This window comes from Cyanobium usitatum str. Tous (assembly GCF_963920485.1).
In the GTDB taxonomy this organism is placed as follows: Bacteria; Cyanobacteriota; Cyanobacteriia; order PCC-6307; family Cyanobiaceae; genus Cyanobium_A; species Cyanobium_A usitatum_A.
Genome location: NZ_OY986431.1, coordinates 1,693,846 through 1,717,698 on the forward strand (window position 1 = coordinate 1,693,846; position 23,853 = coordinate 1,717,698).

10 protein-coding genes are annotated in these 23,853 nt (G+C 60.3%); 2 read left to right on the forward strand and 8 right to left on the reverse strand.

Translation table 11 applies throughout. From position 1 onward, the window contains the following. Positions 1–38 precede the first annotated feature (38 nt). The 7 genes from U9970_RS09100 to U9970_RS09130 form a co-directional block, all read right to left on the reverse strand. Positions 39–800, reverse strand: a complete 762-nt coding sequence (locus U9970_RS09100; RefSeq protein WP_322763965.1) for a peptidylprolyl isomerase — start codon at positions 798–800, stop codon at positions 39–41. Positions 801–901: 101 nt separating this feature from the next. After that, positions 902–7,270 carry a putative Ig domain-containing protein gene (locus tag U9970_RS09105; RefSeq protein WP_322763966.1) on the reverse strand — a complete coding sequence of 2,123 codons (6,369 nt, stop codon included), beginning with the start codon at positions 7,268–7,270 and terminating at the stop codon, positions 902–904. 190 nt (positions 7,271–7,460) lie between these two features. Further along, positions 7,461–11,300 (reverse strand): peroxidase family protein, encoded by a 3,840-nt coding sequence (locus U9970_RS09110; protein WP_322763967.1) that lies wholly within the window; start codon positions 11,298–11,300, stop codon positions 7,461–7,463. A gap of 464 nt (positions 11,301–11,764) precedes the next feature. Beyond that, complete coding sequence (locus tag U9970_RS09115) at positions 11,765–19,384, reverse strand: peroxidase family protein (protein ID WP_322763968.1); 7,620 nt, start codon at positions 19,382–19,384, stop codon at positions 11,765–11,767. Between the two features lie 242 nt (positions 19,385–19,626). Then, positions 19,627–20,154 carry a sensor histidine kinase gene (locus U9970_RS09120; protein ID WP_322763969.1) on the reverse strand — a complete coding sequence of 176 codons (528 nt, stop codon included), beginning with the start codon at positions 20,152–20,154 and terminating at the stop codon, positions 19,627–19,629. Between the two features lie 121 nt (positions 20,155–20,275). Further along, entirely contained in the window at positions 20,276–20,545 is a 270-nt protein-coding gene (locus U9970_RS09125; protein WP_322763970.1) for a hypothetical protein, read from the reverse strand. A gap of 6 nt (positions 20,546–20,551) precedes the next feature. Beyond that, positions 20,552–21,415 (reverse strand): response regulator transcription factor, encoded by an 864-nt coding sequence (locus U9970_RS09130; RefSeq protein ID WP_322763971.1) that lies wholly within the window; start codon positions 21,413–21,415, stop codon positions 20,552–20,554. 798 nt (positions 21,416–22,213) lie between these two features. On the opposite strand from U9970_RS09130, the gene U9970_RS09135 reads away from it, so the two are divergent. After that, complete coding sequence (locus U9970_RS09135; RefSeq protein ID WP_322763972.1) at positions 22,214–23,152, forward strand: AraC family transcriptional regulator; 939 nt, start codon at positions 22,214–22,216, stop codon at positions 23,150–23,152. A gap of 8 nt (positions 23,153–23,160) precedes the next feature. Here U9970_RS09135 and U9970_RS09140 read toward each other — a convergent pair whose 3' ends face one another. Next, complete coding sequence (locus U9970_RS09140; RefSeq protein ID WP_322763973.1) at positions 23,161–23,334, reverse strand: hypothetical protein; 174 nt, start codon at positions 23,332–23,334, stop codon at positions 23,161–23,163. A 77-nt stretch (positions 23,335–23,411) separates the two neighbouring features. On the opposite strand from U9970_RS09140, the gene U9970_RS09145 reads away from it, so the two are divergent. After that, positions 23,412–23,822 (forward strand): response regulator, encoded by a 411-nt coding sequence (locus U9970_RS09145; RefSeq protein ID WP_322763974.1) that lies wholly within the window; start codon positions 23,412–23,414, stop codon positions 23,820–23,822. Positions 23,823–23,853: the final 31 nt, after the last annotated feature.

The window sequence follows — 23,853 nt, forward strand, 5'->3', positions numbered from 1 at the left end:
TCAAGGGTCGCGAGCTGGGAATTAGAAATTTGCATGGTTCAAGACTTGCCGCTGTTCAACCAGCCGATCAGCGCTTGTAGATCACTCTGGATATCAGTACCAATCTGAGATTTGAAGCAAATCTCTTCAAGAAAACGCTTGGTATTGTCATCGTATTCGCTATCAAAGCGATACTCCATACGAATCAACGTATGCCATTCATCGGCCTGAAATGGTCCGATCAGATGCCCAGCCTGGGCAGTACGCAAACGCGCTGCCACCTCGGGGTGAGGGGTTGTGAGATCGACAGGACCAACAATGCCCTGTGTCTTTGCTTCCGGCCCGTTGGAGTACTGGGTCGCAGCCTCAGCAAAGGTGATCTCGCCGGCCTCGATGGCGTAGAAGAGCTCTTGGCAAAGCCCGGAATCAGCAACTCGTATCAAACCGTAGAGAACCCGATCTAGTTTGTCTTTGTACCGCAGATACAGACTTTCGCCAGAGGCCGTCACCAACTGCTCGCGGAGCTCGGCCCGGCGCCAAGCGTGGATGGCTTCGGAGACCAGATCTTCACTGGTCATGCCATGCGTGAGGCACCAGCGCTGACGATCCTCGAGAGTAGTCAGGCCATTCTCTTCACAGTACTGCTGAAGAGCAGCAGCATGGATCTGGTCGGGATCGGAAAGATCAGCATGGGCAAAAACCACCTCCCGCTCCTTGAGCTGGCGAACGAATGATTCGGCCATGTCAAAGCGGAACAGCAGTGAGATCAGATCCCTGCCACTAGCCTGTTCTAGCGCAAAGAGAACCGTGGTACCACTCACAGGCGAAGAAGAAGGTTCCAGAAAGCTTTAAGGCTATTCAGTGAAAATATTATCGCCAATAACTAAATGGGCAAGAGGGTAATCCCGCATCAAGCGATGGTTCACTGGGAGGACTTTCTCAACCAAGGGAGTCCGCCCCCTAGTCTCACATGGCAGTCAAGTAGTTGCATCGACATCAGAGCGTCTGCAAGCCCAGGGTCAACAGCCTGGGCTGCTACCAGATCACGGCGCAACATATCCAGACTATTCCAGACATGAGGATCTTCATCGTCTCGGCACTGCTTGCGGATCTCGTCCAGCCAAGCAGTCCAGACGATATCTATCTCATCGAGGGGGTCGTGCAGCAACTGATCCAAACGCTGGTTGATCTGGGCGATCAGCTCACCGGGCCTGCTGGCACAGCCAAGCAATTGCCAGAGAGCACCCCCCTGGTTCAGATCGAGCATGGCTGGGCTTCGGGGCCCAGCCGGGTCGGTTGGGTCGAAGATCAGCGGCTGAGACAGGAGGCTCAGACGTCCCTGGACCAGACGAAGCTGTAGCTGGATGGGATGCCCGTCTCGCTGTGGCAAGCACAACGGCCACTCGGCCTCCAGCTCCGGGTTGCGACGCTGGAGTTGGATAGAGCGGCCAAGACCCGACTCGAGCAGAGAGCGAAGCCCGCGTTCCACGCCACTGGGCATGACCAGCATCCCCATCATCAGACCGACCATGGTGGATGGTTCTCCAACTTTGCCCATCAACTGGTTGAACAGGCTCTGCAGCGGGTTGTCCGACTCGGGCTCACCATTGCGCTGGCGCCTGAATCCTGACCCAGCGGACCCAGGCGACGACAGATCCGGCCGATCAGATTGGCCAGCACCAAGGGGGGCTTGGCCGCGCCGCATGGGGCGGCCGGTCGCATCCTCGCCATCGAGAGAGGTGTCATCGGAGCCATTGCGACGGCCACCAGTCGGAGCTGTCTCACCACCACCAGTCGGAGCTGTCTCACCACCACCAGCGGAAGCCTGTGACCCAGCGGATCCAGGCGACGACAGATCCGGCCGATCAGATTGGCCAGCACCAAGGGGGGCTTGGCTGCGCCGCATGGGGCGGCCGGTCGCGTCCTCGCCATCGAGAGGGGTGTCATCGGAGCCATTGCGACGGCCACCAGTCGGAGCTGTCTCACCACCACCAGCGGAAGCCTGTGACCCAGCGGCCGTGTCATCGGCACCTGCACCACTTGATCCAATCGCATCGGCGTCATTGCCGGCTGCATCTGGGGCAGAACTCACGGCATCAACAGGGGGAGTGGAAGCAGGCTTTGGCGCAGGCGTCGGCGACGGGGTTTGTGCTGGCAGCGGAGCTGGCGTGATTGGTGCAGCCGTGATCTTCACTGGGGCACCCGGGTCATCGATCACGCCGAGGGTGAGATTGTTGTCGCCGAAGCCGTTATCCGTCAGGGTCAGCAAGATCTTGCTAATGCGCCGCTCGCCATCGATGCTCTGCACCACGAAGCGGGCGCCATCCCCCACAGGCCGCCCAGCGGCATCGAACCGTTGGGTGAAGTCGTACCAACCGGGCTGGGTGATCGGCCGTCCATCGAGATCCCGCAGCACCAGCCCCTGCAGTGCCGCTGCAGCCACAGTGTCTGGCGCTACGAACTTGCGGTAGGCATTGAGCTCGCCCTCCAGCAGGCCAGAACCGGATACATCCAGTTCAACCACCACCTGGGTACCGAGCCGCGAGGGATCTGCATCCAAAAAGCCATTGGCATCCGCCGCCTTGAGAAGAGTGAAGCTCAGGGGATCCCATGGCATTGCCATCACGGCCCCTTCCTCCAATCCCGCGTCCATGGCCAGACCCGCGAAGCGGTCGTCGTCCTTGGAGAGAACAGTCAACTCCCGGACCTGATAAGCGGCCTCCGCCTGGCTGTACAAATTCTGTGAAGCCGGATCGGTAGATGAGCGAACCCTCAGCATCACCACGGAGCGGTCATCCTCAAGGGTGCCCTCCACCGCCGACTGGAAATCCGCCTTGCTGCGCCAGGCCAGCAAGTGGGAGGCGCCCAGATTCGTGAGTTTTGCCAGGTCATCGTCGACGGCGAGGCGGCCTCCCTTGCGATTGAGCAGATCAGCAAGTTGTCGCTCCATCGCCGGCGTGGCCACATCAGGCGCCCCCTCCGAGCGGGTCATCAGCAGTGCCCGCTCCCACGGACTCTGGCTAAAGCCATAGCTGGCGCCTTCGTCATCGGATTCAACGCGGCTGCGCGTGGCCAGCTCGATGGCCACGGTGCTACTGGATTGACCGGGAGCCAAGATCTCAAGCCAGTTCAGATCAAACGCTGCCGCCTCCCGGGACACCAGTTTCGCCAGCTCGCTGATCGGGATGCGCCACTCCCGATCAGCGTCGTCGTTTCCAGCCATCGCAGCCAGCCAAGTGCTCTCCAGCTGAGTCGCCTGCTCGGCGTTCAGCCCGGCCAGACGACGAAACGCCGCCGAGAGGCGCAGCGTCAGGAGCTGATCGGAGCGCAGGTCGAGCTCGACACTGTCCTGGTCATCACCAAACTGCAGTGGAGGGGCGGCAAACAGATCGGCCAGACCCACCAGCTGACCGCCATGCACTGAAGAGTGATGGGGATTGGCATAGAGGGGAACCAGCTCACTAATGGGATTGAGCCGCAGCTGAATGGTCTGCGCGACGGATTGGAGACCATCGCTGGCGGCAATGGTCATGGCCGCCTGGATGGGCTGCGTCAGGCCTGGGATGGCGCATTCCAGAAGCGCACGCCCCTCGCTGTAGACGACCCGAATCGCCTCGCTCAGTAGGCGTTCCTGGTCCTGATCCACACCGCTGAATCGGAGGCTGTACCGCAGGGCATCTCCATCGGAATCACGGAACAGGCTGTCAAGTGCGTAGCGCTCCACGGTGCTGTCGTTCAGAGCCAGGCTCCCAGGCCTGGCAGCCAGGGCCGGGGCCACGTTCTTGTCGCTACCCACGTTCAAGCGGAAGATCTGGCTGACGGCATCGCCATCTGAGCCTTGTGCCTGAAGCCGCACGGCGTAGTTGCCGAGCTGCTCAACGCCTGGATCGAAACGCAACTCGAACAGGGGAGTGCTGCTCAGATCGAGCAGGTTCAGCACTCCATCGCCAGTGCTGCCATCGGCAAGCCCCAGGCCCAGTCCACCCTGCTTCTCGTCCTTGAGGGTGAGATCAATGCGAACGGGACGGCCAGGGTCGTCGAGTCGGAAGTTGAGGGTGAGGAAGGATTCACCGGGTTGATCGCCCAGGGCCTGGCCCAGGCCCATTGCCGGCAGGCTGGCGGCGCTGAAGCGCAGCCGTTGCTGGCCTAGACCGGTGAGATCGGCGCTGCGAAACAGCGGGAACAGATCGCTAATGGCCTGGCGGAGATCAGCTGGCTGATCCGGCGAGAGGGTCAGCCCCTGCCATTCCAGATCGAGATCGAGACCGATCACCCCAGGGGAGGTGCTGGCGTTGCGCAGATCGGCCACGCTGATGGCGAGCTGAACACCTGTACCGGCCCGCAGGTTGGCAAGATCAGCCGCGCTGATCAGCTCACCGGTCTCCAGCAGCCGCAGAACCGGCTCCACGGTGATCCGCTCCGATCGCTGCGGAGATTGGGCGCCTCTATCCAACAGGGTGATCCAGCCGGCCTGATCGGCGCTCACCGGTGTGAGACGGCCGTCGATGCCGGGACGCAGCAATTCGAAGCTGTAATCGAGCTGACCACCTCTGAGCTGCAGGAAGGCGTCAGCGATCTCCACAACGCTGGACTGGCCGGGCTTAAGTCGAAGGTCTTGCAGGACCTGGTTGACCTCCACCAGCCCATCGGCAGCCGTGATGCCGAGATCAAGCTGATACGTGCTGGTGAGGCCGCTGCGGTCGGCGGCTATGAACTGGAGGCTGAGCAAGCCGCGATCATCAGTGCCAGGGCTGAGGCTGAGTTCACCGGTCGCCGAATTCCAGCTGAGCCAGTCGGGTATACCCAAGCTGGAGGTGCTGCGGGCCTTCAGGCTGTAGCTGAGTGCGTCGCCATGGCGGTCATCGATATCACTAAATATCGTGTCGAGATCTAGTTGGAAGCGCGAGCCGACCTGCAGCAGAAGCCCCTCGCTCGCCGGAGCGAGGCGATTAGGCGCCTGATTCACGTTTTGCACCGTGAGCTGGAAGGTGCTTGCTGCCACGGCACCATCAAGATCCAGAGCGCGAAAGCTGACGGTGTGGGTGCCAACAGCGGCGTTATCGGCCAAGCCGCTGACGCGCCCCGTCTGAGGATCGAAGCTCAGCCAATCGGGTGCCTGCACCTCGAAACGGAGTCGATCGCCGATCAGTCGATCGTCATCACGGAAGAGGGAGGGGAGGTCAAAGCTCAGGCTCTCTCCCTCACGGATGGTGCGCTGCTGCGGCAGCTCGCCCACCTGATAGGGCGCTCTGTTGAAAGTCTGATCCACCACCTGAAGTTGCAGGCGGGTGCTGGCGAGGAGACCATCGCGGTCTGTGGCACTGAGGGTGAGGCTGACGGGCTCCCCGCCGGCAAGGGGCGCAACACCGCTGAGCAGGCCCGTGAAGGGATCAATCCGCAGCCAGCTGGCCAGGTCGGGGTGTCCTTCGAGATCGAGGCTGTAGTTGAGGCTGTCACCGGAATCCTGGTCGCCAAACAGATCCGTCGGCAGGGTGATGCTGAACTCCCGCTGCTCTCGCAGCAGGATCAGCGGCAGCTCCTCGCCACTCCACTGCGGGGCGTCGTTGACGTTCTCGATGCGCAGGGAAATGGTCTGAACCGCGCTGGCCCCGCTCTGATCACGGGCTTCCACCTGCAGCAGCCAGCTGCCCACCTGGGCCTGGTCGGGATTGCCGGTTAGCAGACCGGTGGTCGCATCCAGGACCAGCCAATCCGACTGAGCATCAAGCAGCCGGAAGCTGAGCCGATCGCCCACCCCGAGATCCTGATCGCGGAAGAAGGCGCTGAGATCGAGCTGCAGCGGCTGGTCCTCCAGAGCGGTGAGCGGCGGGGCCGGCAGGACTTCGGGGGCGTCGTTGACGTTGTTGATCACCAGGCTGAGCTGCTGCTGCCAGCGGCGTCCGTCGGCGTAGAGGCCTTCCGCCAGGAAGCGCTGCTCACCCACCTGGCCCTGGTCGGCCAGGCCATGGATCACCGGAATCAGCGCTGGATCACTGCCCACCGCCAGCACACGGGCGGGATCAAGGGGCAGATTGCGACTGGTGGGCAGTTTGTTGGGGCTGATCTGCAGATTCAGCCCCTCAGGCCCGATGCTGCCCACCTCGAATACCAAACTCGCGAACAGATCGCGCAGGCCATCCCCCAGCACGGACCCTGTCCCAGAACTAGGCAGTGCCGCGGCCCCCAGGCCGCTGAGGCGGCCGGCTGCAAGATCGAGATCACCCCTGTTCCGGAACAGGGGCAGGCTGGGGTCGAGGGTGACCTTCTGCAGGTTCAGGGCAGCCGGATCCCATTGCAGATCAAGATCCAAACCGATCAAGCCGGCACCATCAGCACGGGTGTCGGTGACCACCAGATCAGCCTGAACCAGGCTGCCAGGCTGCAGGGCGGCGATATCATCAGGGCTGAGCAGTTGTCCCCCTCCATCGCGGAAGAGGGTCTCGATCACCAGCCGTTCAGCCAGGGTGGCATCGGGGCGGCGCTGCTCCATTGCCAGCCAATCAACCGACCCCGTACTGAGCGGCTGGAGCTGCAGAGACACCAGCTGCCCATCCAGAGGGAACAGATCCGACAGCGCCAGGCTGAAGGGCTGATCCTCGTCCAGAACAAAACGGTGGTCAGCGCCCAGCTGGCTGAGGGGAGCCAGGGGAACGCCGGCGCCATCGACAGCCTGCCAGCGGAGCTGCTCCAGCCCACGCCACTGGTCGATCAGCGGAGCCTCACTGGCATGCACCGTGGCCGTATCAACGCCGGCACCGGTATCGATCCAGAGCTGATCGGGCTGGCCGTGCAGGAGAACGATGGCATCATCGCCATCACCGAGCCGCAGGGCCTCCAGGCCCGCCAGCAGGTCGATGTCGCCGCTGCCCTTGTGAACCAGCAGCTGATCGCTGTTGAAGGCATCCCACAGCAGTGGAGGCGGGTTGGCCTCCAGCAGCGTGGAGGGCAGCAGGTGGGGCTCGTCCACAACGGTCAGCCCCGTCAGCTGATCCAGATCCACCAAAGTGGAATAGTCGGCCAGATCCAGATCGGTGCTGCCCTGAAATACAGCGCTGCCGTGCTGGCCGTTGAGGCTGGCAACGGCAGCATCAATGCGCGCCCAGTCGAGGCCACTGGCAGACACTTCTGCCAACGGGAGATTGAGGGGTTCCGCAGCAGCGCCGAGCTGAGCAAGGGGGTCCGTGGCCGCCAGCACGGGCTGGCTCAAGAACCCGAAAGACAGCGGGTCCTGCTCCAGAGGAACAGACCACTGGCCGACGAGGAAGTCCTTTTCGATTGAAGTGGGAGCCATCAATGCGAACGTCACCTGCGAGGCCACTGCTGGACCTCAGCCCCCATGATGACCGGCAGGAGGCTTGCTTGGACAAGCGGGAGCCACAGCGACGTTTTGGGCACACTGGCGCCCGCAAAATGATGAGAACGCAAAAAAAAGCCCCGGGTGATCCCGGGGCTTGGGCTGCCGCTGATCGGCCATCAGCAGATCAGACGCTCGTGAGCGCGTACTGCTGGCTGTGCTGCTCTTCCCACTGGCTCACCACTGAGGAGTCGAGACCCGCAGCGCTGATCAGACCGTCGGACTCGTCCGTAAGCACGTTCACGTACGCCGAGCCCGCTTCATCGGCCTCGATCGCATTCTGATCTTCAAAGGCACTGCTATCCCAGCGGCGGCCGTTCTGGCGGAACAGCTCATCCATCGTGATGGAATCGCTGCCCATGAACTTGCCATCGCCACTATGCAGGCTCTTACCCCAGTCAGCATCGATCACCGCCAGGTCCAGCATGTCGATGCTGCCGCTGAAGTCAGCATCCACATCGTGGGGGGTGGTGCCCATCGCCGCTCCGGCGTTGAGGAAGGCAAGATCCTTCATCGTCACCGCGCCGTCGTAGTTCACGTCGCCCTGGTAGGTCACCAGATGCTTCACCTGGAACTGCTCCATCTGCGTGGTGTTCCACCCGTAGTCGCCGTAGGCGCTCAGGGCGTAGCCCACCGCACTGGTGTCCACAACGCTGCCGGCCTCACCGATGATGTGGAAGCTGGTGGTCACATCCATCACCCCGCCCTGGCCAGGCTGATCACTCCAGCCCAGGCTGGGCAGACTTGCGGTGTCGGTGAGATCGAAGGTGGCACTCACCTCAGCCACCGCATCGCTGATCGAGTCGAGACGCAGGTCGGAGAAGCTGACTTCACCATCGTTGCGCCAGCTGCTCGCCTGGAAAATGGTGTCGCCGCTACGCACCAGGTTGGTGTAAGAGCCCTCGCCAACTTGCACCACCTCGCGGTAAGTGCCCAGATCGAAGCTCGATGAAGTGGTCAGCACCGCCTCGGCCGCACGGGCCGTGACTTCCAGCTCAGGGTTCAGCAGCACATCAGCACCGCCTAGGTCGCTCAGCGATTCGAGATCGCTGAACACCACCTGGTCCACATTGGCATCAACCGTGAACAGCATCGGCACGCTGAAGGTTTCAGCGTTCATGAAGCCGTACTGATCCTCAACCCGAGCATCTTTGATCAGATCATCGATGTCGCCGCGGGCTACCAGTTCGATGTAAGCCAGAACCGTGTTATCGGCAATGGCAGCACCAGAGGCCAGTGCATCCAGTCCGGCTCCCTGGAAGCGGATGGTCGGACCGTTGTCGCCATTGAGCACCTGCACACGGCGTTGGACCGCCATGGCGTCGTTGAAGTGAATGTCGGCTGGATGCAGCTCAAACACCTCACCGAACGTCTCGCCCAGGTTCACCGACACATCGAGCGTATTGATCGATGCATCGCGCAGCGACGCTGCCGTGAGTGCCAGGTAGAACTTGCTGCCCTGCTCAACCTCAGTACCGAAGCGGCGCAACACCACATCGGTCTCGGAATCACCGGCAAACACCGGATCCTTCACGATGCTCAGACCCAACTGCAGCGCGGGGCTGGTCGATTCGGACGACACATCCTCAGAGCTGCTGTCCTCGTTCTCGGCATCCTCATTGGTGTCGCCGTCCTCGGCGTCCTCATTGGTGTCGCCGTCCTCGGCGTCCTCATTGGTGTCGCCGTCCTCGGCGTCCTCGTTGGTGTTGGCAGGGTGATCCTGCTCTGCATCCGGATCGGCACCGCCAGCCAACTCCTCATCAGCAGGCTGATCAGCAGGAGTGGCGGCGGCTACAACATCGAAGACCCGCTCGGGGAGGTCGGTAAGACCTGTGTTACGGGCCAGGATCTTGGCGAAGGTGGAATCTTCGACGAAATTGGCATAGAGGTCGAGATTTTCAAGGCGCGGGATGTAGTAGAAGCGATCTGCCTCTTGGAGGCGATCCAGTTGCTCATGCAGGATCACCCAGAAGGTTGGACCCACGAGGGCGTCACCGACCTTCCGCTCCACCAGGCCACCGACCCAGGCATCGACGCGATCAATACCCGGCACGATGAACTGATCACCATCCTGCAGAGCATTGATCTCAGGATTGAAGCGCTGGAAGTCGACCCAGGCTTCGCCGCTCAGCACAAGATCTGGATAAGCCTGCTGGAACTGGCCCAGCACGTCATCACTCAGGCCATTGCGGGTCTGAAACTCCTGCCAGCTGCCATAGGGCTCAAGGCTGGCGCCTCCCACGTAGCCGACAGCCTCCGACACATAGGGACTGGTGGACGCCAGCAGGCCCTGTTTGATCTGGTTGAGAGTCCCCATACCCAGATCCCAGCCTCTGGCAACGTTCGCCGAAAACAGGTCGGCCCGAACACGGACGAGATCGTTACGGACGGCGTCGACCATCTTGCCGTCCATCTCTTCCGCAGGCTGCCGAGCAATACCGCCAAGCACCGATGCGGTACCCAGCTCGGCATAGCCAGGCGCAGGCACATAGCCCATTCGAGCCAGAACATCGAGGGCTGGCTGACCGGTGAGTGGAGCCGTGTTGGGATTGCGATCGTGATCCACGCTGAAGGCAGACGGATCACTGGTCGGATTGAGGAAAAGGTCGAACAGCGGCCGAGGCTGCGGATTGCCATTGGCGTCGAGAACCCAGTAATCCTCGGGAATCATCGTATGGCCAAGCCTGTAGGCGATAGCCTGAAACTCCAGACTGATCTGGGCGTCGGCCGCAGGTGAGTAATCCTTGAAGCCATGGTCGCCCTCGCCTAGAAGACCAGGGCCACCTAGCACCTTCTGAGCAAACTCCGTGAAAACGATGCGCTGATACTCCGCTTCACTCACGATCTTGGCAGCCTGGAACAGCTCTTCAGAGCTCACACTGATCGCCTGATCGGCGTAGAGATCTTCCAGCTGCTCGGCGTGATAATTATGATTGCGAGCAAAAATTGTATGCAAGCCAGTCAGGCCAACATTCTCATTGGCACGTCCATCACCAGAGATCACATGATCCAGCAGATTGATCGCCGGATTGGCATCAATCAGTAGATTATAGCCAGAACCGAAGGCATTCGAGGCCAGCTGCTGGACGACAGCCGCGTTATAGTCGCCGCCAGCAAGTAACAGAGCCGGATAATACTCGATCAGTGTTTTCTCGCCCTGATCGGTGCTGAAACGGCTTCCAGCCTGCAGGTGATGATCCAGCAACTCCCGGAGATTGGGCAGAAGGAAATGCCCAGGCGCCGAAGGATCAGGCCTGTCTGAGCAGAGCAGCCTAGCTCCGAATCCGCCCTGCCCATCACTGCACCGCAGCAGCTGACCGACGACCTCAACGGGACCGTAGGCCTGGTTCTGATCGACATAGGGTGTGTCCTGATTGCGATAGAGCGGCACGCCATCAGACCAACCCAGGATGGTACCTCTGGTGAGGTCGGCGGGATTGTTGGCATCACCGGGAATCTGATTGCCAATCGCGATGGTTCCGTTACCACCTTTGGGCAGGAAATCGAGGCCGTGGTCGAAGTACTGACTGAAGGCCATGAACAGGTTACTGGCCTGCTCACTTGGCGGTGTGTCTGCAGACTGGGCACCGATCAGGTTGGAAATACTGCGAGGATCCAGATCCTTGAAAATCGGGTTGATCTTCGCCGAGTTCGTCGCCTGGTTCAGTTCACCAAAACGCGCAGGGGTGAGACGGACGAAGGGCTCATCGAGGGCGGCACGCGAAGGGTCTATCTGGTTATTACCGAAGCCCGAAAGGTTACGTACGCCAAGCGACAGCTCCGCATCGTCACCCTGTGCAGGTGGCAGCTCGCCACGCACCAACATCAGCAGATTCTGAGCATCGCTTGGGGTGAGTTGCGCGAGAACACCAGGGTCAACAACAGAAAGCACATCGCCGGGGGGCGGATCGGCCGGCTGGGCCTGAGGAGGAATGCTCGATGGGTCAGCAGAGGTGAATGGTTTCATGACAGGAAACAGGATCAATTAACTGCCAGTTCGGCAAGATCCACCATAAAGACAGCGCTATGGAGGCTTGAGGCAACAGAGCAGAAACAACCCGCAAGGAACAATCAGCACCCGAAAAATACATGCAGTGTAATTGCATTTACGCGCAGCACTGACGATCAAAAGCCCCGGGGGGGGAGCCGGGGCCAGGGCTGCCTGGTAATGGGCTATCAGCAGCTCAAATGTTCGTGAGCGCATGTGCTGGAGGAACTCCTTCTCGCTGAACGTGAGGGTCCTCGAAACAAGAGTCAAGCGCGAGGGCCGTGCATGACCTCATGCCACTGATGGCGGCAGGAGGTGTTCATGGAAGCCTGGCAACCGCAACGACATGGTCTGCACACTGGCGCCCGCAAAATGATGAGAACGCAAAAAAAAGCCCCGGGTGATCCCGGGGCTTGGGCTGCCGCTGATCGGCCATCAGCAGATCAGACGCTCGTGAGCGCGTACTGCTGGCTGTGCTGCTCTTCCCACTGGCTCACCACTGAGGAGTCGAGACCCGCAGCGCTGATCAGACCGTCGGACTCGTCCGTAAGCACGTTCACGTACGCCGAGCCCGCTTCATCGGCCTCGATCGCATTCTGATCTTCAAAGGCACTGCTATCCCAGCGGCGGCCGTTCTGGCGGAACAGCTCATCCATCGTGATGGAATCGCTGCCCATGAACTTGCCATCGCCACTATGCAGGCTCTTACCCCAGTCAGCATCGATCACCGCCAGGTCCAGCATGTCGATGCTGCCGCTGAAGTCAGCATCCACATCGTGGGGGGTGGTGCCCATCGCCGCTCCGGCGTTGAGGAAGGCAAGATCCTTCATCGTCACCGCGCCGTCGTAGTTCAGGTCGGCCTGGTAGGTCACCAGATGCTTCACCTGGAACTGCTCCATCTGCGTGGTGTTCCACCCGTAGTCGCCGTAGGCGCTCAGGGCGTAGCCCACCGCACTGGTGTCCACAACGCTGCCGGCCTCACCGATGATGTGGAAGCTGGTGGTCACATCCATCACCCCGCCCTGGCCAGGCTGATCACTCCAGCCCAGGCTGGGCAGACTTGCGGTGTCGGTGAGATCGAAGGTGGCACTCACCTCAGCCACCGCATCGCTGATCGAGTCGAGACGCATCTCGGTGAAGCTGACTTCACCATCGTTGCGCCAGCTGCTCGCCTGGAAAATGGTGTCGCCGCTACGCACCAGGTTGGTGTAAGAGCCCTCGCCAACTTGCACCACCTCGCGGTAAGTGCCCAGATCGAAGCTCGATGAAGTGGTCAGCACCGCCTCGGCCGCACGGGCCGTGACTTCCAGCTCAGGGTTCAGCAGCACATCAGCACCGCCTAGGTCGCTCAGCGATTCGAGATCGCTGAACACCACCTGGTCCACATTGGCATCAACCGTGAACAGCATCGGCACGCTGAAGGTTTCAGCGTTCATGAAGCCGTACTGATCCTCAACCCGAGCATCTTTGATCAGATCATCGATGTCGCCGCGGGCTACCAGTTCGATGTAAGCCAGAACCGTGTTATCGGCAATGGCAGCACCAGAGGCCAGTGCATCCAGTCCGGCTCCCTGGAAGCGGATGGTCGGACCGTTGTCGCCATTGAGCACCTGCACACGGCGTTGGACCGCCATGGCGTCGTTGAAGTGAATGTCGGCTGGATGCAGCTCAAACACCTCACCGAACGTCTCGCCCAGGTTCACCGACACATCGAGCGTATTGATCGATGCTTCGCGCAGCGATGCTGCCGTGAGTGCCAGGTAGAACTTGCTCCCCTGCTCAACCTCAGTACCGAAGCGGCGCAACACCACATCGGTCTCGGAATTACCGGCAAACACCGGATCCTTCACGATGCTCAGACCCAACTGCAGCGCGGGGCTGGTCGATTCGGACGACACATCCTCAGAGCTGCTGTCGCCGTCCTCGGCGTCCTCATTGCTGTCGTCGTTCTCGGCGTCTTCGTTCTCGGCGTCCTCATTGGTGTCGCCGTCCTCGGCGTCCTCATTGGTGTCGCCGTCCTCGGCGTCCTCATTAATGCTGGCGGCTTGATCCCCTGGGGTGGTACCGCCAGCCTCATCTTCGTCAGCCGTGCCAGTACCTGGATTTGCCACGGGCAGCTCAGAAACAACAGCAGGAGCCAACTGGGGCAGCTGATCCATGCTGGTGGTCACCGTCACCGAGTGGGTCGGCGAGGAGAAGGTCACCGTGCCGTCACCGTTGTCGGTGGCGGCGTAGTCGTCTGGGTTGGCACCGGTCGGGATGTCGATGACATCTTGCGGGCGAAGGTTGCCGACGACGTAATCGTTGCCGCCCTGGGTGAGGAAGTGGATGCGGTGGGCCGATTCGAGGGCCGAGATGTCGACAGTGGTGTCGTCTTCTGACCCCTGGACGGTGATGGTGTTGAAGGCCAGGCTGGTGGGTGTGAAGTCTCCGATCGCAAGCACGGTGTCATTGCCGGCACCGGTGTTGATGGTGATCTCTTCAATACCGCGCAGTTCGGCGATCACGGCGGCGTTGTTGGTGCCGTTGCGGGTGATGACGATCTCGGTGCCGGCATTTAGTGGAGCTGCTGCATTGCCTGCGACGGCCAGGTAGCTGGCGCGGGCATAGACGCGGTAGGTCTCCGCCTGGTTGTTGCCGTTCACCACGAAGGTGTCGAGGGTGCCGAGGCCGCCGTCGACCACATCGCGGCCATCACTGACTCCGTTCCGAGCGAAGAAGACCGGGTTGCTCACACCCCAGGTGATGACATCGTTGCCGGCGTTGCCGTTGACGGTGTCATTGCCCCGGCCGCCGCTGAGGGCATCGGCATAGGCGGTGCCAGTGAGGGTGTTGGCGAAGAGGTTGCCGGTGATGCGGTCACCGGTGCCATCGGTGGCGGTGGTGAACAGGGTATTGGCGAAGCCATCGCTGTCGGTGAAGCTCACCTGAACCCGTAGGGCATTGTTCACCTGGGCATTGCCGGGCGTGAAGTTCACGCCGGTGGCGCCGGTGATGTTGGTCCAGGCGTTGGCATCGGTGCTGGTGGCCAGGCGCTGCTGCCACTGGTAGGTGAACACCGGGCTGGCAGGCATGCCGTTGGGGTCGCTGATGGTGTTCTGGCCCTGCACCGTGACCTGCTGGGTTTCGGTGGGGGTGCTGTCGCTCACCACCAGGCCGGTGGCGCTGGGAGCGCCGTTCACCGGATCAGCGGTGCCGGTGAGCTCCAGGGTGACCACCTGGTTGGTGATCCCGCCGGCACCGTCGCTGAGGCGGAGCACAAAGGTCTCGGTCGCCGTTTGTCCCGCAACGAGAGGGTTGAGGCCCAGATCGGTGACCTGGTAGGTCCAGCTCACAGAGCCCGTGCCGTCGCCGTTGGTGTTGTCGGTGATGGTCGGCACCAGGGTGCCGATCGGGGTGGTGCGGCCAGGGAAGTTGCTAGTGCTGCTGACGACGTCGACACTCAGGATGTCGGCGAAGTCGGGATCAACGACTCCGAAGGAACCGGTTGCCGTGTGGATGAAGTTGTTGGCCAGCGGAGCGTTGCGATCCAGCTCAGTGATGGCAGCGGCAGCGTTGATCGGTTCCACCACGCTGGGGGCTTCGTTGGGGTTGACGCTGCTGAAGTTGGAGAACACGGTTTCGACCGCGCCAGCGGCGTCGGTGAAGCGGCCCATCACGCGGATGGCGAGGCCGGCTTCGGCAGCCGTCACCGTCATGGAGGGAGCACGAAGCGGCGAGGCGGTGACGTTGAAGGTGGTCTGGATATCCGTGAAGATGCCTGACCCTGGGGCCGTCTCAACCTGCCAGGTGTACTCCACAGGAGCGGCTACACCAGAGAGGGGATTGGTAGCGGAGCGCTCATCCCAGTCCTGAAGAACTTCGGAGGAGGCAACGAGCACTTGACCCACTTCCCCAGTCACCGTGCCGTCTACGGCTGCGACACCGTCGACACTTAGGGAGACGCGGCCTTCAGCCATGCGGTTGGCATGCTGAGCGATCTTGATGCTGCCATCGTTGAACAACGCACGCTCTACCGCCTTCACACGGTCCACACCATCGGTGGGGTTGACCTGGTTATCAGTGATGGAAATCCAGCCATCAGAATCGAGATCAGCAGCAACACCAGTGGCGGCGTTGTAGCCCTCAATGATGTAGTCACCGCGGTTTCCACTGAACTGAACAACGTCAACGTCAGAGACGCTGCTGCTGTCCTTGATCTCACGCCAGATGCTGAGCTGGCTGGGCAGGATTTCACGGCTGAACAGCTGCTGCTGAATCTCTGCGAGCCGGCTGACGAGATAGGGAGATCCCTCGGTGGGAGTCACCTGGATCTTCACATCCAGGAAGCTGTCACCCTCGATCAGATCATCGCCGGCGCGGCCCTCGATCAGGTCGCTGCCGGCGCCGCCGATCAGGATTTCACCCGTGCTGAAGCGAATGGCGCCAGCCTCATCAACGCCAGCCAGGAGTTCCTGCAGGCCATTGATCAGGTCGACATCCGCATCAAGCAGAACGTGATCAACACCTGCTGCAGTGCTGGTACCGCGAATGTAGTCGTTGTAAGCAGAACCAGAGACGGCCTCAGTGAGTTGATATTTGTCCATCGAGGCGCCTGGGGAACCGGCAGCCAGAGGAACAATCAATGTCCGAACATCCATATCGGCATAGATGCCGTAGGGATCATCCTTATGGGTTGCCCAGTCGAAGCCGAGCTGGCCAAAGAACTTATCGGTGCCGAGGCCACCCACCATTACGTCGTTGCCAGATTCGGCGTCATGATCAATGTTGCCACCGGTGTTATATGTCACGTCGTGACCAATGACCGTGCTATTAACACTGCGCTTGGTGGGAATGCCCTGAATGAGGTCGCCGTTGTCGCCCAGCAGCAGACCGTTTTCCAGGCCGGACTCGAGCCAGTCGTTACCCTCTCCACCGAAAATCGCTTCAACACCGGCACCACCATCAGCGAAGTCGTTGCCCTGGCCGAGCAGGAACTCCTCATCATCTAGACCACCAAACACCACATCGCTGCCGGTGTCGGTGATGATCAGGTTGAGGCCGGGGCCACCGTTAACAACGTCGTCACCACCGCCGGAGCGAATTTCGTCGTCACCGAAGGTATCGGTGATCACATCGCTGCCATCGCCACCGAAGATGAAGTCGTTGCCGATACCACCTTCGAGGTTGTCGTCGCCGCCGTCACCCCAGAGGGTGTCGTCGCCGTCGCCACCGATCAGGGTGTCGGCTTCATCCGTGCCACCAAGCACCACATGCTCGCCGCCAACAAACTGGAGCAGATCATTGTCGAGATCTCCATCCAGGTCAGCGCGCAGCACCTTCTGGTCGCCGGTCATGGCGGCGAGGAAAGGATCGAGGCCGTTGACTGCACCCTGCGGATCATCAAGGCCTAGACCTTGATTGAATTGGCGGGACTGATCCACTTCCAGCGTGTAATCCATCGCCTTGAACACGTTGCCAGGCAGGTGCTCGACAGGTGTGTTGCGATGGATCATATCGGCGAACTTGTTGTTCTCCAACTGAGCCGTGAGGTTCAGATTGGCGAGGCGAGTTAGGTAGTAGAAGCGGTCAGTATCCTGCAGCTTCTCCATCTGCACTTCGAACACGAAGTTGAAGGTGGTGCCGAGCATGCCACCGAAGGGCATCGTCTTCTCGAGCAGTCCACCCACCCAGAAATCAACCTCGTTGAGGCCGCCCAGGTTGGCGTCGTTGGCATAAGCGCCGTGGGCATTGAGGAAATCGAGGCGATCGCTGGGAGCACCGGCTCCGCCCATCACCAGATCCCAGGCGGCATCGCGCTTGGCTTCGGAGGTGGTGGCGCTGGTGATGGACTCGTGGGAGCCGTAGGCGGCGATAACATTGACGATCGACGCCGGGTTGCGCAGGTTGAGCGAGAAGTCGCACCAGCTGGAGTAGGGCTTGATCGCTGAATCGTTGGAGCCGCGGAAGAACTCCTCACGGGCGTTGTTCAGCGACGGCACGCCGCGCTCGCGGCCGCGGGTGATGTTGAGAGTAGCCAGGTCGAGCGGAATGCCCTCTAGGCGGTTGCGGAGATCGCTCACCACGAACTCATCGATCTCCTGACCCACCTGGCGGGTCATCCCGCGGGCCACGGCCGCAGCGGCCTCAGCCTGGGTCATGCCACCGTCGACTTCATCAAGTTTGGTCCACTCCACGGGGTTGAGGAAGGCTTCGAACAGACTCACCTGTTCCTCATCCAAACCACGCACGCCATTGCTGCCAATCACCTTAAAGTTCGGATCGAAGCGATCCACGCTTTCGCCCAACATCGAGTGGCCGAAGCGGTACACCACATCGGCGAACTCGCTAACGATCGCTCCATCAAGCTCAGCTTGGTAGCCGTTGAACACGTTGAGCATCGGCTGAAGCGTGCGGCCGAATTCCTCGAACACCAGATGCTGATACTGCATCTCGGTGGGGATCTTGCCAGCTTGGAACAGCCGCTCACCGTTCCAATCGAGGCTTGCCTCGCTGGCTGTGGCCAGACCCGCTTCGGTGATCGGAGTATTCAGCCATTCATTCAGGAACGACAGGTTGGCAGCGGGGTCGGCGATGGCTTCCGTCAGCACCAGGTCCTTCACCAGATCCACCTGGCGGTTGTGCTCGGAGTGGAAGATGTAGTGGAGGCTGGTCAGACCGTAGTTTTCGTTGCCACGACCATCACCGACGATGAAGTGGCGATCGAGTAGTTCGTTGTCGTAGGTGCCGGCGGGCTGCAGGTCGGTGGCCGAGCTGATGGCGGTATCCGTGTCTGCCGTCTTGCCGGCACTGGGATTGGCGTTGCGGGCGATGTCGACGAGGAAGGCATGGCCGGTGGACACGAAGCCATCGGCGGTGCGTACGGGAGCTGTGGGATCGCCCTCTACGGCTGTGACCACACCGTTGGCATCGATGGAGCGCACCAACTGCACGCCGCCATTGGCGCCTGGGATAAAGTTGCCATAGGCATCAACGAGCACCTCCGGGATGTCGTGCACGTTCATGTCGTTGAGCTCGATGCCCAGCAGATTGCGGGCCTGAGCCTTCACATCCGCCCAGTTGGCCAGGCCACCGCCAGCACCAGCACCTTCCAGCAAATGACCGGTGGCCTGGAGCTTGCCATCCACGAGCTCATACTCGCGGTGAAACACCTGGGCTGAAGCGTCGGAGGTGTAGGTCTGGTTCTGGTCGACCCAAGGAGTGGTCTTGTTGATGGCTTTGCCGTCCGCATCCACCGAGGCGCGGGTCAGCGCCATGAAGTTGGTGGGGCTGCCAGGGACGTACAGCTTGTCATCCGGCTGGAGGGGGATGTAGACGGTGCCTTTGCCGCCCTTATCGAGCAGGTCGAGGCCGTGGTCGAAGAACTGGCCGAACAGAGTCATCCAGGAGCTGAACGGCGACGAGAGGCCTTCATCGGGGGCCACGTTGGGCAGATCCACCGTGGCCCGGGTGAGGTCGCCCAGGGTGTCGAACACGTTGATGCCCTTGGCGCTGAGCTCGGTGCGCAGAGCAGCTTCTGCACCGGCAATCGCAACGGCATCAGTGCCTGCTTTGGCGACTTCGAGCGCATCCACCGCGGCGGTGATCTCCGCCAGATCAGCCATGCGGTCGGCGGAGCCAGCCAGCACAAGGGCTCTGTAGATAGCGGCAGGGTTCTCGAGGCTCTGATCCACCACCAGGTTGGAGATGATACGCGGATCGGCATCCACCACATCGCCGGGCTGGATGCCGCGGGTGATGGCGGGGTTGTTTTGGGCGTTGACGGCGTAGTCGTTGTTCGTGAGCAGGGTCTGGCCAGGGATGGCAGGTGTGCTAGGAGGGCCAAACAACATGCTGTCGTCGCCCTCGTTACGGAACTGCGGAGGCAGCAGGGAGGGGAAAAGCTGGTCGGCGGCGCCGAAGTTTTCCCGTTCGGGGCGCAGGTTGTTGTTGCTGCCGTCAACGCGGCGCAGGCCCCAGGGCAGGGTTGTATCTGGGATGTAGGTGGATAGGTCTTCGCCGCGGGAGTCGGCTTCGGCGATCAGGATCTGCTTGAGAATGAAATCCAGATCACCGCGATTCATCATGACCATGATGGGTTAATTCCTCGAATTAAAGGGAGAGTGGCGGTAATGAAGTTGAGGTCCGGGGATCTGGACCCTCACGAATCGACCTTATGCAGAGCAACCCAGGCGGACATCCCAACCCACCCAACACCGCCACCCACGAACAACCACGCGCGTCAACGACGCAACGAAGGTAATTCCATTTACAAGCAGGGGCGCTCTTGGCGGCGGCGCGGGTTCGCCGACTGAGCGGGACCGCTTCAGGCTGAGGGCCGAAGGGGAAGATGCATCTCTGCCCTGAGCCCGCCATGAACGGAACGCAACAGGTCGAGGGACCCACCATGGGCTTGGCAGAACTGCTCGACGATGCCCAGACCAAGGCCGCGGTGACTGGTTTCGTGGCGATCGCCGGATGCAGGCATGCGTGGCATCAGCAACTGGGTGGCTGGCTGAAGCCCATGGCCGTGATCGTCCACGCTGATGATCAACGTATCGTTGCCGGACCTAGCGCAAACCAAGACCGGCGGCAGGCCGTACTCAAGGGCGTTATCGATGAGATTATTGAGACTCCGTTTCAGCGCAAGCGGGTTCAGCCGCATGATCCTCCGTTCGGCCTCCAGCTGAACGTTGACACTGTTGTAGCTGTTAACCACCTGGCCTAACAGCTCAGCGATCTCCAAATCAATGCGATCGTGCTGATCGGCCAGACTATCGGCGTAGGCATACAGCTTGTTGGTGAGTTCACAGAGCTGATCTACATCGGCATCCATCTTCAGCACGTCATCCATCACCTCATCAACAGGAACCAACCCAGCGGCCAGTTGTTCACTGCGCAACTTGATCCGACCCAGCGGCCCACGAATGTCATGGATGAGGCCCCGCAACAGGGTGCGCTGCCGCTCATCATTGCTATTCATGCAGACTTCCCCGTTCCGGCAGCAGATTCATCTGCAGCGTGGCCACGGCGGGAAGTTCGCGTAGCGACTGCCTGAGGGGCGAAAGCAGTTTCTGGCGGAGGGAGAGATTCTCGTCCACACCGCGCACCAGATGGGCTTCGCCATAGAACCAGGCCATGGAAAGGAAAATGGCGCTCAGCGAGCTGGTCCAAACAAACCAGACGCAGATGTCACGAGCCCCCTGCCGTTGCCGTTGCCTGCACTGAAGAGCGGAGCGCTCCATGCAGCCTCAATGGGTTGGTGTCAGGCGGAGGATCTCAGCCATCAGCCTGTAGCCGCGCCCTCGCACGGATTCAAGTTGATCCCCCAAACCTGGCCATAAAATGTTGAGTTGGCGTCGCAACTTTGACACACGCATGTCGAGGCTGCGACTGGAGCCGACATCGACGATACTGCCACTGCCACGGGCTAACTGTTCTCGGCTGAGAATCAGACCGGGGGATTGGCAGAATTTACTCAGCACGACAGCCTCTCCGCGGCTGAGGCTAAGGAGCTCATCACCGCAGCTCAAACTGAGCTCTGATGGATTGAACAGCACCTCGGCAATCTGAAAACAATTCTGGGAGGGATCAAGCCCTGCCCATCTAGGACCGGCGTGGCCCAGAAGCCGTTCGATCCGCAGCACCAGCTCCTTGGTTGTGAAGGGTTTGCTGAGGTAGTCGTCGGCGCCGACCTCCAAGCCGTGAATGCGATCATCGGGAGCCCCGAGCGCAGACAGCATCAGAACAGGGAAATGATGGCCAGCCTTGCGCAGACCTGTGAGGATCTCGGTGCCGGTCTGGTCGGGCAACATCTGGTCAAGCACAAGAAGATCTGGATAAATATCTGCAAGAAGCCTGTCAAAATCAGTGGCTGTGTGAATGGCCAAGGGAAACCAACCACAAGCCTTGAACTGACGCATCAGCAACTGACACAACGACGTATCGTCATCCAACACCCACACCTTGGCTCCGGGTGACTCTGTTGAAATCGTGGCGGCGGTGGTAACGACCTGATCCGACGCCGCTGTAGCCATTTCCAGCACTAATGACTCGCCAGAACTAAAGTCAACCCGAACGCCAAGTTCAGACGGTGAGGCATTCTGGTATTGCATCGTCGATATAAGCGTTAGGTCCTTGCAGTTCCCATGATTTGGTGGACACACACACCACGAGAGTCCGCTCAGTCGAGTGTACGGGCAGCAATCGCATATTGGGAATCATCGATCAAGCTCAACTCTCCAGCAGGATCTCCAGGGGTCGAGACTGGAGTTCATGGGGTCCTAATCCAGCTTTGGCTGGCAATCCGAGGCTTGTCGGCTGGCTGGCCTTGTCCCTGCTGATTAATCAAGCGAAGCAGCCAAGGCCATTCTCAAGCCGATGCTCCATGCCCTGAGGCTTTTCTTGGGATCAGCAGCAGGCTTCAGAACGCTGTAAGTAGATCGACACATGAGCCCCCGCGAGCCGAGGCACGTGCCTTGCCACTTGGGTGTTTCGAAAGCGCAACGCTGTTCAGGGCTGGTTGCGGCGGCCTCACATCTGGCTGCTGTTGCGGCTCCATCGGCGCTGCAACCGAAACAAAAGACCTCATCTGAGGACGGTAGGTGAAACAGAGAGCCATGGCACCAAACGTGAAGAGAGGCAGAGCCAGCAGTGGATCACCGCCGGTATGACTCAACTTATGGACGACCTCCACGGGCCAACGGGCAGGTGCTCGAAGACCTCTCAATATGAACACTGCCGTCGCGCATGACGAACAGATGGCCCTGGCCAGGAGGGGTTACCAGGTGGGACAGGTGGGACAGGTGGTCAGGTGGTCAGGTGGTCAGGTGGTCAGGGAGCAGCACCAGCCTCTGTCGCGAAAGGAGCCCAGCCGTTAGCATCACTGGATTAGTCCGCACTAGCGCTTGTTCGTGACTGTCAATCCGAACATATCAACTGACGCCACCTTGGAGCGGTGGATGGGGACGACTAAAACACATGTAGATCCCCTCAAGCCCAATGGGAAGACTCCAAGCCTCTGCGGCGTGGACTTCAGAGGCTCCTCTCTTGGGTTGCTAAAGGCCAAGATTGAGGAAGCCGGGAGGGTCCTGGCCCGCAACCCTGCCGACAGCATCACCATCTGCATCGCTGAAAGTGGTCAATGTCGTGGTGCAGCAGCAAAGCGGGAAATCAGGGTGATTCCCAAACGCCTGGCCTTCATCCTGCTTCCAGGCGAGGTACTCAACCTCGAGATAATCTCGAACCAGGTCAGCGGACTGCTGTTGCAGGTACCAGCCACGATCCTCTTGCGAGAATGTGAGCTACACGGCACGGAGGACCCAGACCTCCTCTCTCTCCAGGAAACAATTCCCGGCCACGAAACTCTAATCCTTGCCTGCGCTCAGCAACTGCTCGACCTTGCCGCTAAAGAGGAAGGTCCGGCAAAGTCAAGGCTGATCACTCCTCTGGAAGCCTCGATCCTCTCACTGTTAGCAAGCCTGGTGGGCACCACTAAAGGCTCCTCCGCTGCAGGCAATGCATCAGAGCCCAGCCAGTCAGCCCACGTGCAAACTGCTCTGGCATTCATGGAGAATCACATGGCCGGAACAATTACCCTCGCCGACCTCTGCAAAGCGTGCTGTATCTCAGCCCGCACCCTGCAGGTTGCCTTCCAAACGGTGACGAACCGGTCACCGCTTCAGGTTCTGCAGGAATTGAGATTTACTCGTTTTCGCGATCTACTTCTGCAACGAATGGATGTCCGCAGTGCGTGTATACAAGTCGGCCTCCAACCCACGGGGCGAATGGCAGCCAATTACAAGCGCCTGTTTGGCCAACTCCCCCGCGAGACAAAGCCTCAGAACACCTAGTGATAGATCTAGGGATCCAAAGTGAGTCCAGCGCAAATGATTTCCAGGGCTTCAATCCCGCGATTATCGACAATAGTAGAAACAAATTTCCAGAAGCTCAAATCGCTTTTTTCTATCAAACGGGCTCGCGCCTGCGCGCGGCCAGCAGCATTGGCAACCCGTGACGCTAATTCAAGCGCCATGAACGTATTCCACGCAGCACATAAGAGCCCAAATCGCTCCGGAAGACACTTGCCAATCCGAGCATCCAACGGCCATAATGCTTGTAGATGATAAATTTGCAATGGATACCGTTGGCACAAATCGCACTGGCGCGAACGCCAAGGTTGCCGTGGTGGACGATGATCCGCGCATTAGACGCCTGCTGGAAGACGAACTGATAGACCTCGGTTATGCGACCACATGTTACAGCAATGCTTTCGATCTGCTTAATGAGCTGGACACAAATCCACCTACAATATTACTGCTCGACCTGCTGATGCCTCAGATGGACGGCATCGAGTGCCTTCGTCGCGTTAGAAGCGCCGGATTTGAAGGCCCCGTGATTATTTTTACGGCCCTAAGTGATAACGAAAAACGCAGAGAAGCAGACCTTGAGGGAGCCACAGAGTACATCCTCAAGCCAGATCTATTCGAACACCTCGAGACGATCATATCCAAATACCTTTAAGTCGTAAGCGTCCAACACTGCTAGATTGGCT